Source organism: Desulfobacterales bacterium, assembly GCA_034003325.1.
Classification (GTDB): Bacteria; Desulfobacterota; Desulfobacteria; order Desulfobacterales; family JAFDDL01; genus JAVEYW01.
In genome coordinates, this window is record JAVEYW010000010.1 from 182,592 (window position 1) to 194,586 (window position 11,995).

Below are 11,995 nucleotides of genomic sequence, written 5' to 3' on the forward strand. Positions count from 1 at the left end.
TCTCAGTTTTCCTTATTTTTTCAAGAACCGAATTTTTTCTTTGATTGCTTGTTGATTCTTATTTTCTTTCAATAGCGACCGTTCATATAATTCTATCGCTTTTTTTTTGTTATTGACTTTGAGGTAGGCATCTCCAAGATGCTCTAAGATGATCGGGTCTTCCGGCACCAGGGAAACAGCCGCTTCCAAAACATTTACAGCTTTTTCAAATTGGCCTTTTTTATAATACACCCAGCCGAGCGTGTCCGTAATATAGCCGTCATCAGGCTGGCTTTCCATGGCCCTGAGAGCAAGTGTTTCTGCCTGGTCCAGCTCGATGCCCATTTCAGCGTAGGTGTATCCCAGATAATTTAAGGCACCGGCATGCTTGGGGTCTAACGCGATGGCTTTTTTCATTTCCTCGATACAAGCCTTGCGGTTTCCCCGTTTGTCATAGAGCACGCCCATGCGAAAATGAATGTTGGCATTGTCCGGATCTATCTCAAGCCCTTTTAGAAACGCGGCTTCGGCTTCATCATAATTTTCCGTCTCCTCATAAAACGAGCCGAAATAGAGCAGCAATTCCGAATTCGGCGCGATGGTTGATAATGCCGCCTTGATTACGGCGATCGCTTCCGGAATATCGCCCAGCTCCTGAAAGATAAACGCCATATGCACAACGGCATTCTGGTAAAAGCGGGAACTCGGCTTCACTTTTCCTAAATACCCGATAGCAGCGGTTTTGTCCTGTCTTTCATCCTGAGTGACACCTAACAGATAATGAATATCCGAGCTTTCCGGCGCCCCCTTGAGCATCCCTTCCAAAAGGACCGCCGCATCATCAAATGCCTCCTGCTCAATGTATTGCCGCGCAAGAATGGGAATGACCGTTCGATCGGTTTCGCTGCGCAGACCCAGATTCAAAAGAATTTCATTCGCCCGGTTCCGCTTTCCGCCTTTTTGATAAAAAAGCGCCAGTTCCATCATGATTTCAATATTATCCGGATTCTTTTTCAGGATATCTTCATAAACAGCAAGCTTTTTATCCAGTCGCCCCTGTTTGTCGTAAAGCTTGATCAACTCGTAATTCGGCTCTTCCAACTCCGGCGCCAATTCAAGGGTCTGAAGAAATTTTTCCTCGGCAGCGGCCACGTTGCCTTGTTCGGCAAGAATCTTGCCGAGAAAAAAATATCCCAGGTAGGACGCCGGGTACTTGGCCACCAGCCGCTCATAAGTGCTTAAGGCTTTATCCAATTGACCGGCATCGATGTAAATCTTTCCCAGCAGGACATAAACATCCTCGCGTGTCGGATCTACGGCAATGACGCGCTCATAAGCGCGCTGAGCGGCCTCCATGCGGTTCAGGCTCTGATTGATGCGGCCGATCATCATCAAGCTCTCAATATGCGGCGGAACTTTTTCAAGCACACCTTCAAGAACGAGAAGCGCACCTTCCTGATCCTGTTGCGAGAGAAGCAACATCGCCAGTTCGTACTTGAGAAAGCTTGTCTGAGGGTCCACCTCAATGGCCTTTTTCATCAGCACTATGGCGCGATCCAACGCACCGTTTTTCTTTTCAAGCTGAGCGGCCGTAAAAAGGTAATAGGCCGCACCCGATGGCCTCTCTTCGACGGAAGCTTCCGAAGAAAAATTCGTTCGCGTCGGTATCGAACCGCATCCGAATAACCCAACAATCAGCGCCGTAACAGCAAGCCTCTTGATTCTTCCTACCCACAATGTTCTCATATACAATGACTTATCTTTTGCCTGCCTCATCCGGCGACTTACCGGTGCGCCCTGCACCATGCAACCATTGCTTTTTTACTCACCGCTCTGGGAATACGCCTGATAGTCGGGAATTTCTTGTTTGAAAAAACTTCTCATCTTTTTAATGACGTTCTTTTCAACCTGCCGTACACGCTCTCTTGATATGCCGTAACGATCCCCGATATCCTGAAGCGTTACCGGCGAATCCGAGAAGATGCGCAGATCAAAAATTTCCAGTTCCCTCGGCGTCATCTTTTTTCGAAATTCGGTAATTTTATCATGAAGCATCGCCTCCATCTGCTTTTTGGCAACCTGGTCTTCTACGGATTCGACCTCAGCGCTTAAAAAATCCATACGCTCAGTATCGGAGTCGTTCTTCAACGGCGAATCCAATGACACATCCCAGCTGTCAAGCCGCTGATCCATATCAACGATTTCTCGTTCCGAAACCCCCAATCTTTCAGAAAGCAACTTCGGTTTCGGATCAAAGCCTTCATCAATCAGCTGTTGTTTTTCCTTTTTTAACTTAAAAAACAGTTTTCGTTGGCCCTGGGTTGTCCCGATTTTGACCAAGCGCCAATTATCCATAATAAACTTTAGAATATAGGCCTTTATCCAAAATGATGCATAGTACGAAAACTTAACGTTCTTATAAGGATCGAATTTTTTAACCGCCTGCATGAGCCCGATATTTCCCTCCTGAATCAGGTCCAGGAGGTTTTGCATCCATATTCGCTGAAATTCAAGCGCGATTTTTACGACCAGCCTCAGATTGGATGTAACCAAGACATAGGCCGCATCGCGATCCTCCAGCTCTATAACCCTCCGAGCATATTCTCTTTCCTCTTCTCTGGTCAGCAACCGGTATCGACTTAATTCCTTAAGATAACGCTGCAGCGGATCATATTTCACGATGGCTGTATCATCGGTTACGCCCGAAGTCTTGGTAATTTTCTTTTTTACTTCGACATGATCGGGGCTGTCGATGAAATCGGAATCCACCGTGTCATCTGAATCTTCCGCCGGTTCCGCCTCTAAATCATTCTCCGCTTCCATAAGGCGCTCCGATGCCGACCGATTATTCTCCGGCTTGTTTTGATAAGCTTTTTTCATGGTCTATTCCAAAAATTTTTTATGGACAAGGCCTCGCACCTATGTTAGACGTCCATCCAATGTTTCTGCCTGCGCCTGTAGCTCAGATGGATAGAGCAACGGACTTCTAATCCGTAGGTCAGGGGTTCGAATCCCTTCAGGCGTGCCAACGCAATATAATAGTTTCAACAGGTTAAACGCCTTTCAACCGCTTTTGAAGGGCGTTTCTCGTTCCGCGGCAACCACATGTCAGCGTTTTTTTAAGACTTAAAACCATCAAATCCCCTTTTCGAAACCAAAGTAGAGATATCTTATCTGCATGGGCATAGGGTGTCAAGCCGCTGCTTTTTTCTCGGTTTGCCGGTTGGCGGGCACGCATGGCCTTTCCACTGTTGACCGACAAAGAGATGTTCCGCTCAGGCGAGCCGAATCCAACCGAACCATGTGTTGCGTCTAAAAAATGCAAAAGGCAGCGCTGAATAACGCTGCCTTTCTCTTTAAGCAACTTGAGTTGTTATTTACTCACCACGGTTTTGAGTGGTAGACCCGCCGCCATCGGTTCCGGTTGAGCCTTGCCCTTTACTCCCGCGATTTTGGTCACCGCCGGCATAAAGTATCGATGAAAAAATGAGCATAAAAGCCACCATAAACCCAAGAATTTTTTTCATGATTTGTCCCCCTCTGAATTGAATCGCCCTACCGGTTGTCAATCCGGCACCCTTTTTAAGTTGCAGACCGCACTGAATATTAATTAGCATATCGCGATCCGTGCTTATCTGTCAATTTTTCATTTTTTATTTGAAAGTCTTTATTTTTTGTAACGAATAGCCGGTACTCAACAGAATTGAGCTTCAATTTGACATAACAATACAACCACATGACGGCACTCAAATAAAAATAGGGGGGTGCGATCAATGCCCCTTTATGCTAAAATAAAAAATTGGAAACAACCATCAGCAACCTGCTGCCCAAACCAGCTCTCTTTCAAGAGGAGGTAGGAGATCATGCCGAAACCGAAAAACGCTATCACCATTTTTCAACTCCTGGATAAATCCAACTGCCGGGAATGTGGAGAGAAAACCTGTATGGCGTTTGCCGGTGCTGTATTCACCGGGCGGCGTCATCTGCATGAATGCCCGAAACTGGACCCAAAAGTCGTTGAAGCCCATTCCGAAGCGGTTCAACAGGCCTTCGATGCGGAGCAAAACCGTGAGGAATATCTGGACCAGCTTAAGAATCAACTCAAGGAGATTGATCTGGAAGCGGCTGCCCGGCGCACCGGCGGGCGCTTTGAAAACGGCCGGCTCACGATTAAAGTCATGGGAAAAGATTTCAGCGTCACCGCCGCAGGGACGTTTTCAACGGATATTCATGTCAACCCATGGGTAGCCGCACCGCTTCTTTATTACGTGTTGCATGGAAAGGGGCTGTCTCCCGCCGACGACTGGCGTTCATTTCGGGAACTTGAGGGCGGAAGGGAACGTTACCCGCTGTTTCAGAAGCGCTGCGAAGAACCCATCAAACAGGTAGCCGATAGCTACACCGATCTTTTTAACGATATGGTGCATATCTTCAGCGGCAGGCAGGTGGAACAGCAGTTTGAATCCGATATTTCCGTCGTGTTGCATCCGCTGCCGAAGGTGCCGCTGATGGTGTGTTACTGGCTGCCCGAAGAGGGAATGCAATCCAGTCTCAATCTGTTTTTTGACCGGACTGCCGATCAAAACCTGGATATCGGCTCAATCTTCAGCATCGGCGCCGGACTGGCCCAAATGTTTGTCCGAATGGCTCAGCGTCATGGATTTGCGCTTACCCTGTAGCTGGTTCCACCGAATGGTGACCCCAAAAATCATTAAGAATCATTGGACAGGAATTGTCAGGCGCGCCGTATGATCAACAGTCTTGAAGTCTTTGCCGGCAGGTTGGGCGCACATTGATAATTGTAACCGATAGTGATTTAAATATAAGGTATCATCCTTCCGCTATCCCTGCTTTTATTCAACTTATTTGCCGCTGAATAAAAATGAGTAACGAGACGGACCATCGCAGACCAAATCGACATGAATATACTTGGATTTGGTGTATGCCAGCAGCCCCTCAACACCCAACTCCGTGCCCAAGCCGCTTTGCTTCCAACCGGAAAAGGGCGTGTTGCACCCCTGAGTATGCCAGGTATTGATCCAGACAGTCCCGGTGCGCAGTCGTTTTGCCACACGCACCGCGCGGGCATAATTTGTGGAAAACACACCGCCGGCCAATCCGTAGATGGTGTCATTGGCCATTTGAATCGCCTCCTCTTCCGTCTCATAGGGGATAACCGAGAGGACCGGTCCGAAAATCTCCTCGCGGGCGATTTTCATATCATTGTTAACATCGGCAAAAATGGTGGGACCCACCCAGAACCCTTTGTCAAAAGGCTTTCCCATCAACGGTTTACCGCCGTATACCAGTCGAGCCCCTTCTTCTATTCCCGCCTGAATATAGGCGTCGATGGTCTCTTTCTGTGCGCGGGAGAAGATAGGTCCCATAGTGGTGGCAGGATCAGTCGGATCGCCGACAACGACCTTCGATGCGCGGTCCGCCAAACGCATGAGAATTTCCTCGTATTTGCTCTTCGGCGCAAACATCCGCGTTCCGGAAATGCACACTTGGCCGCTATGAAACAGAAACCCAAACAAGGACGCATCAATGGCAAGATTCAGATCCGCATCGTCCAGGATAATATTGGCCGACTTGCCGCCCAATTCCAAAGAAACCACTTTAATGGTGGGTGCCGCTAGCGCCATAATACGCCTACCGACTTCCGTAGAGCCGGTAAACGCCACTTTGTCGACCAAGGGATGGGCGGCCAGGGCCTCTCCCGCTACCCGGCCGCTTCCGGTGATGACGTTAAATACACCCGGCGGCAGGATATTGGCTTTCTGCATCATTTGGCCGAATACCATCATGGACAGCGGCGCTTCACTGGGCGGTTTGATGATAATCGTATTGCCGGCAGCCAACGCGGGTGCAATCTTCAGAAACCCCAGAACAAACGGAAAATTCCAAGGCGTAATCCCTACGCAAACGCCATGCGGCTTTCGCTGAACAAACCCATGGCTGTAAGGGGCGGCATCATCACTCAGGGGGGAAACATGTCCAATATCATATCTTACCGGCGAGCGGATCAGATCGGCGTAATAGGTTAAAAGCTGCTGGGGCATTCCGATTTCCACAAAGGCTTTCATGGCGGTCGCACCCGTTTCTTTTGTCACAATATCCATCAGTTCTTGCTGATTCTCGGCCAATAGCGCCACCATGCGCATTAACGCCTCAGCACGTTGGGCTGGAGTCGAATGGCTCCATACGCCGCTGTCAAACGCCCTGCGTGCCGCTTTCACGGCCGCTTCGACGTCTTCCACTGTAGCTGCGGGAACCATCCCGATCACTTCTTCATTGGCCGGGTTAATGACGGTGATAGTCTTTTTGGATGAACTCCCAACCAGTTTTCCATCAATGCACATTAAAGGACAAAGGTTCTTGTCTGGCATTTTTCAGCTTCTCCAATTTGTTTGGGAAAAATTTTTTTTAGTTATAGGCATGACTGGGCGCTAATGACATTGCGTTAAAAGCTGTCAAGGCATCCCAAATCCGAAATCGCCGCCGCAATTCGTTGAATATTGGTAAGGGTCGTCTCTTCTGTCTGCATGTTCGGCAGAAGCGGAGAGTGGCACAGGGTGATGGTCCAGTTCCAAAACGCCTGAAGAATTTGCTGTCGATAAAGATTCCAGCTTTGATTCAGGTCCAGCCGAACCCCCGTATGTTCGTGCAATCGATCAAGATAGCGAGCCAGCAGATCCTTTTCCCAGGCCCGGCGGTTTTCAGTGGTCAGCCCGGCGGAAACGGCAAAAGCAACATCCCTCGCCCAATGCCCTTTTGAGGCGCATTGCCAGTCACAGAGCGCCATTTTGCCAGCACCCGTCTGATACCAATTGCCGATATGAACATCGGAATGAAGCAGGCATTTGGGATGCGCGCCGTGAATCGTCAATCCCTTCATGATGGCCGGCCACACTTCATGCCGTCTGGCCATCAGATCGCCGGGAATCATGTGCGCGGCTTCGTCAAACGCCTTGTCCGTGTAATATTCGACCCGCATTTTTTTGGCACCGATTTTGAACCAGGTCTGGTAGTCGGCGAGCCATCGAAAACGCGTCTCAAGCGTTTGATCCCCGTAAAAGCGCGCATGCAGCAAGGCCAGCAGGTCGATCATGTCTTCCGCCATTTCGCGGGTCACATTGGTTTTATAATTGCAAAACGTTGCGTTTTTCGTTGCAACAAGATCTTCCATCAACAAAACGGCGGCAAAGCTTCGCCGGTCAAAAGCGGCATGATAACCGATCGGCGCCTCGATATTCAGCAGGGGACGAATCTCGGTAAAAAACCGGCCCTCGACCAGGGAGGTATTGTTGAACCCCCCGATCATGCGGTTGGTGAGCGTGGGCAGCGATTTGGTAAAAATGGATTTCGGCAGATTCGCCTTCAGGCCCTCGTCGTTATAGGTTAACTTAAGGCGGTGGCGGGTGTGGGTTCCGGTGCTTGAGCCGGTGATGTCCATTCGGGTGACCCGGGCACCCGGAACGTCTTTGCAAAGGGCCGCCGTAAGCCACTCGGGCGTGATCGCCTCAACCGAACAGGGAACATCTTCAATCCGTCTGGCCTTTGGCCGGGTTATTCTTTCCAAACACATAAATCCCGCGATTTTTAGCGCAGTGAGAACGGTGTTATTGGTGTGTTTTGACATTTGGGGAATCTTCTCCTTTTAAAAAATTTCATAGTCTATCGTTACGAATATTGGGGCAATACCCTGATCCGGCAAAGCCGGATGCTGGGATGCTGGAATGCATAAAAGCCATCTTTCACCTTCGGCGAATATACACGCAAAAGCGTGCATGTTTCTTGTAAAGGGCCTATGAATCAGGCCCCGTCAGTCCTTCGCCTATCAGCGTTTCGATGGATGGAATCTCCGTTGAAAACGGCTCCCACCCCTGACCGTTGACCCAGGCGCGCTCCCGAAGCAGTTGCTCTTTTGCCGCCGTTAACACTGTCCGGCTGATACGGTGAATACTTTCAGCATGCTCCGATTCGGCATAAACGGCTTGAATCAGTTGGCCGACCTTTTCCCGCAGGCTGAAAATCGCCGCTTCAAGCGCCAAAGGTTCTGCTTTGGCGCGATCGAGCACCTCTTCCCCGGCCTGAGTACTGGCAACCAGCGATTGCAACCTCTTCGGCATACCGGGTTCATTTTCAAGTTGATCTCTCAATGCGTTTGCCAACTTAATCAATCGCGAAAGCTCAACGCAGTCGTAACGGTAGATGAGCGGAAGTTGCTGAGCGAGCAGATTCAGCATTCCGAGAACCAGTTGCGCTTGCTCCTGTGCCATCTTGTTTTCCGTGTCCACTGCGGGAATAATCACGTCTTTCATGGTTTTAAGGATGCTTTGAATTTGAAATGCCGGTCGGAGCTCCATATCAGATCACCTCCTCAAGTTGAAGTCGCAGGGTTTCCAGAATCTTGTAGGAAATGCCGAGAAGCCACGCTTGAAGAATATCCTGGTGGGTTTTGCCGCCGCGGGATATGCGGTAATTGGTGCCAAGCGTATAAACCGCCGCCTTGCATGACCCCATGATTCTGTAAAAGTCCACCGCCTTGCGATTAACGGACACCCCGGACGCTTTCTCATATGCCTCGTAAAATTCCGATTCCGTCATCAGACCGCATACCAGAAAGGTTTTGCCGTCCGCATCCATATTGCCAAACACCTTCTGAAAAGTATAGGCGATATCCTCATGCCGGTCCCCCAAATGGGCCAATTCCCAGTCAAGAATCGCGGTAATTTGGCAATCATGCTCGGTATAAAGATAATTTCCGGTCCGATAATCTGAATGGATAACGGAAATGGTCTCTGCCGGCGGCATGTTCTTGCGCATCCATGCGATTGCGAGACGCAACAGCGGCACATCCTCGTTACTATCCTCTTCCCACAGCCGCTCCAACCAATTCAACTGCCACTCTGCCGCTTGCGTGCCGGGAGCGGAGACATCGAATGCGCCGAGATCGGCTTGACGCCAGTCGTAACGGTGGATCTGCGTATAGTACGTTATAAACTGAGGAATCAGCTTCGATCGAATCTCAGGGGTGAATTGGGTGCCGACCCCCGAAACCGTCCCGGCGCCTCCCGATGGCTTGGTCACACCCGGAATAAATCCGTATATAATAGCCGGGTATGGAAGGTATTTCCCTTCCTCGTCAATCCCATAGACAGGCGGCACCGGAATGTGGCCTTCAAATGCCTTAATTATTTGAAACTCCCGAAGCCGACTGGTTTCATTGATGGATTCAGCCGGTTCCATGCGCAGAACCATCGGTGTTGACACCCGGCCGACACCGGGCTGCTGCCAGGTGAGCTTGAATGCCATTTGCAGCTTGGATGCGCCCCCCGTCAGCCAGGACGGCTCCGACAGGCGGAACTCTCCGTCGATTTCCGATCGAAGCAAGCCTTCTATGCCCTTAACCAAGGTCTCAAGTTGAACCGGTGTATAGGGCGGCCCGGCGCGGCGAAGAAGCTTGCGCCTCAGCACGCGGTTTATTTCCCTTTCACAGGGGAATCGTTTTTCCAGGTGCGCTATCCATTCGACAGGGGGACGGCTTTTGTCTATCGTTTGCATGCTGTTATTTCTCCTATCTTGCCTTATCCGTCAGAACGCCGCCGGCTTATTGTTGAAAATCATTTCTTCGGCTGCAGAAGCAGGGTGTTTGCCATTCGCCTGTCATAGGCCGGGCCAGGTCTCAGAGAATCGAGGCGAAACCCCTGCTCAGCCATGCCGTACCCCATGGTTCCATCGCTGAGCCGGTATTCCATCATTTGTTGAACCTGCATAAAGGTGTCGCACGAATAAGGCCATGAATAAAGCGATTTCCCCGTATACTCCCACATTCGGTCGTTGGTATCCCAGAACTTCCAATGCAGCGACCGAATCGTCACGCCGTCTTCCGCATACGCATTCCGGTCTTCAAAGCGTTTGACACGAACCCATTGCTTGCCGTCATGTAGCATTTTCATAAAGGAGTTCCGGCCGTCTGCGGAAATGGCATGAATACCGGAAAAGGCAACGCCATTTGAAAACACCGGCCATGTCATGCCGTAGTAAAGCACCGAATCCCAGTTTCGCGGCCCCACACTCACGTCCCGGAACCCATCGCCGTCAATGTCGATGCGTTTGCCGCCGTCATAAGTGATCGAGCCGGTGAAACGACAGGTTCCTTCCATGTGCACATGGGTCATTTCCTTGGACAAAGTCCCCTCTTCATCATCACTCAGGGCAATACAGTCCACCATCGGATGCAGTTCTTCGGCGAGAAGATTCAGGCTGAAGTTCCGGCTTGAAAACTCAATGCGCACCGTCTTTAGTGGCTCCAAGGACGTCACGCGTATGCCCGCCACTTCAACGCCGTTATCTATTCTTTTCGATGTATAGGGAAGATTTTGATTGTTCCGCAGATACAGCGGCTTGCCATCAATAAAAAAAATGAGCCAGTTGTTCGATTCCTTTAGATTCTCCAACAAGCCGATTCGGATATGACCGGCAACTTTGTTTTTTGAATCATAGATATGAAATACAAGACTTTGATTCCAAAACAGATCATCGCCATGCCAATATCCTTCGGGATTCCGGTTGGATTGGTTCATGCTCGTCCCCCTTTAGCGCCTTATGGCGTTATACCCGTCAAAAAAAAGTAAGCAATTTAATGCATTATATATTTTTAACGAAACTTCGCGAGCAACCGAGATGCCTCCACCGGATCAAGCAGTTCGTTTTTCTGCTCGTTTTCGGGCTTTTGCTTAAGACGCAAAGCCTCCACCGGGCAAACGGTAACACATACCCCGCACCCGATGCAGCGATTGCGGTCCACCACGGCGCAATTATCCTCACCGATTGAAAGCGCACCTGTTTGGCACCGCTCAATACAGGTCTCGCAACCCGAACAAAGATCGGGATCAACCTCCGCGTAATAGTTGGCCGCAATTCCCTCAAGCACCAGGGATCGCATATTGAGCGCCCGAAGACTGACACAGCAACATTCGCAGCAGTGGCAAACAACGATTGAATTTTTGATGTTGTTCGAAAGCGTGACCAGGCCCGCTTCATCACACCGGTCCTGAATTTCGAGCGCTTCTTCCCGGCTGATATATCTTCCCTGTTGGTTTTCAACAAAATAATCCGCATACCAGTCAAAAATCATGCAGGTTTCAAGCGGTTTTCCGCACCCTTCCCCAACGAGAATTTTTTGTTTTCGGCAGATACATTCCGCAATCGCGATTCGATCCTTTGACTTGATATAGTCACGAATCTGGTCATGCGGCGATACGCTGATATCGGGCTCAAGGGATTTTTTGATGGGAATAAATCGAAGCGGTACCGGCAATTTCGAGAAGTGAGGAAGCCAAGCCTCCTGCCAATATAACTCAAACAACTTGGCCAACTCGGGGTCCATTCTGTCGATCATATTTTCATATATGCCGATCATAAAGGGTGCGGCAGTATACATCACCTCACCCTTGGCACGGATTCGGAACAGAAGCCCTTTTACGGCCATCTCCTCAAGAAAGCTGGAAAGGGTTTCCGGATCCCGCTTCAATCGCTCCGCGAGGGCCTTGGGCGTTTCCGGAGCCATGCTAAGATTCAGGTACATTCGGGCTTCTTCTTCAGAGAATATTTTTTCCAGAATTCTTATTTCAACCTCTGATTTAGTAGCTGGAAAGCCGAGGGAGTACTTGCCTAGTTGCTCCCGAAGTTTAAAATAGATGCCGTCCGCCATAAGATCTCCTTCACTGGCTTATAATAAAAAAATGATTTCTTTATTTAATGCAGAGCACGGGGCAATGCGCCTTGACAATGATGTATTGGGCGTTGGAGCCAAAAAGCAGTTTATCCAGCTTCGAGCGCCGCCGAATGCCGATAACGATCATATCAATGTTGTTTTCCCGGGCGAACTCGACCATGTCCACTCCGGGCGTATTGCCGCGAATAATGAGTTTTGTCTCGCAGGAGATGCCCGCGTCTTTAAACACCTGCGCCGCAAAATTCATGTCCTCGTTGGCCTGCGCCAATTCCG

At 49.8% G+C, this 11,995-nt stretch carries 11 protein-coding genes and 1 tRNA gene; 2 read left to right on the top strand and 10 right to left on the bottom strand.

What is annotated here, in order from left to right:
- Window positions 1–12 precede the first annotated feature (12 nt).
- Both RBT11_12490 and RBT11_12495 read right to left on the bottom strand, forming a co-directional pair.
- Window positions 13–1,725: a tetratricopeptide repeat protein gene (locus RBT11_12490; protein MDX9787594.1), complete on the bottom strand. Its 1,713-nt coding sequence runs from the start codon at window positions 1,723–1,725 to the stop codon at window positions 13–15.
- Window positions 1,726–1,800: 75 nt separating this feature from the next.
- Window positions 1,801–2,859: an RNA polymerase factor sigma-32 gene (locus RBT11_12495; GenBank protein ID MDX9787595.1), complete on the bottom strand. Its 1,059-nt coding sequence runs from the start codon at window positions 2,857–2,859 to the stop codon at window positions 1,801–1,803.
- 71 nt (window positions 2,860–2,930) lie between these two features.
- On the opposite strand from RBT11_12495, the gene RBT11_12500 reads away from it, so the two are divergent.
- A tRNA-Arg gene (locus RBT11_12500) sits at window positions 2,931–3,007 on the top strand.
- Between the two features lie 349 nt (window positions 3,008–3,356).
- On the opposite strand, the gene RBT11_12505 is transcribed toward RBT11_12500, so the two are convergent.
- Window positions 3,357–3,506: a hypothetical protein gene (locus RBT11_12505; GenBank protein ID MDX9787596.1), complete on the bottom strand. Its 150-nt coding sequence runs from the start codon at window positions 3,504–3,506 to the stop codon at window positions 3,357–3,359.
- Between the two features lie 336 nt (window positions 3,507–3,842).
- Here RBT11_12505 and RBT11_12510 point away from each other — a divergent pair, with 336 nt between their 5' ends.
- The gene (locus RBT11_12510) at window positions 3,843–4,658 is read left to right on the top strand and encodes a DUF3786 domain-containing protein (protein MDX9787597.1); all 816 of its coding nucleotides are present in this window, start codon (window positions 3,843–3,845) and stop codon (window positions 4,656–4,658) included.
- 183 nt (window positions 4,659–4,841) lie between these two features.
- On the opposite strand, the gene RBT11_12515 is transcribed toward RBT11_12510, so the two are convergent.
- The 7 genes from RBT11_12515 to RBT11_12545 form a co-directional block, all read right to left on the bottom strand.
- Window positions 4,842–6,368, bottom strand: coding sequence for an aldehyde dehydrogenase family protein (locus RBT11_12515; protein ID MDX9787598.1), 1,527 nt, complete (start codon window positions 6,366–6,368; stop codon window positions 4,842–4,844).
- Between the two features lie 74 nt (window positions 6,369–6,442).
- Window positions 6,443–7,621 carry an aminoglycoside phosphotransferase family protein gene (locus tag RBT11_12520; protein MDX9787599.1) on the bottom strand — a complete coding sequence of 393 codons (1,179 nt, stop codon included), beginning with the start codon at window positions 7,619–7,621 and terminating at the stop codon, window positions 6,443–6,445.
- Window positions 7,622–7,787: 166 nt separating this feature from the next.
- Window positions 7,788–8,348: a hypothetical protein gene (locus RBT11_12525; GenBank protein MDX9787600.1), complete on the bottom strand. Its 561-nt coding sequence runs from the start codon at window positions 8,346–8,348 to the stop codon at window positions 7,788–7,790.
- A gap of 1 nt (window position 8,349) precedes the next feature.
- Complete coding sequence (locus RBT11_12530) at window positions 8,350–9,546, bottom strand: phosphotransferase family protein (GenBank protein MDX9787601.1); 1,197 nt, start codon at window positions 9,544–9,546, stop codon at window positions 8,350–8,352.
- 59 nt (window positions 9,547–9,605) lie between these two features.
- Window positions 9,606–10,568, bottom strand: coding sequence for a hypothetical protein (locus tag RBT11_12535; protein MDX9787602.1), 963 nt, complete (start codon window positions 10,566–10,568; stop codon window positions 9,606–9,608).
- Between the two features lie 74 nt (window positions 10,569–10,642).
- A complete protein-coding gene (locus RBT11_12540) occupies window positions 10,643–11,698 on the bottom strand; it encodes a 4Fe-4S binding protein (GenBank protein MDX9787603.1) in 1,056 nt (351 codons plus the stop codon).
- Between the two features lie 40 nt (window positions 11,699–11,738).
- A partial coding sequence (locus tag RBT11_12545; GenBank protein ID MDX9787604.1) for a universal stress protein occupies window positions 11,739–11,995 on the bottom strand: 257 nt, incomplete at its 5' end.

What these genes read in the sequence shown, in the direction of transcription:
- RBT11_12490 (MDX9787594.1), bottom strand. Translation starts at nt 1,725, where the DNA reads ATGAGAACATTGTGGGTAGGAAGAATCAAGAGGCTTGCTGTTACGGCG.
- RBT11_12495 (MDX9787595.1), bottom strand. Translation starts at nt 2,859, where the DNA reads ATGAAAAAAGCTTATCAAAACAAGCCGGAGAATAATCGGTCGGCATCG.
- RBT11_12505 (MDX9787596.1), bottom strand. Translation starts at nt 3,506, where the DNA reads ATGAAAAAAATTCTTGGGTTTATGGTGGCTTTTATGCTCATTTTTTCA.
- RBT11_12510 (MDX9787597.1), top strand. Translation starts at nt 3,843, where the DNA reads ATGCCGAAACCGAAAAACGCTATCACCATTTTTCAACTCCTGGATAAA.
- RBT11_12515 (MDX9787598.1), bottom strand. Translation starts at nt 6,368, where the DNA reads ATGCCAGACAAGAACCTTTGTCCTTTAATGTGCATTGATGGAAAACTG.
- RBT11_12520 (MDX9787599.1), bottom strand. Translation starts at nt 7,621, where the DNA reads ATGTCAAAACACACCAATAACACCGTTCTCACTGCGCTAAAAATCGCG.
- RBT11_12525 (MDX9787600.1), bottom strand. Translation starts at nt 8,348, where the DNA reads ATGGAGCTCCGACCGGCATTTCAAATTCAAAGCATCCTTAAAACCATG.
- RBT11_12530 (MDX9787601.1), bottom strand. Translation starts at nt 9,546, where the DNA reads ATGCAAACGATAGACAAAAGCCGTCCCCCTGTCGAATGGATAGCGCAC.
- RBT11_12535 (MDX9787602.1), bottom strand. Translation starts at nt 10,568, where the DNA reads ATGAACCAATCCAACCGGAATCCCGAAGGATATTGGCATGGCGATGAT.
- RBT11_12540 (MDX9787603.1), bottom strand. Translation starts at nt 11,698, where the DNA reads ATGGCGGACGGCATCTATTTTAAACTTCGGGAGCAACTAGGCAAGTAC.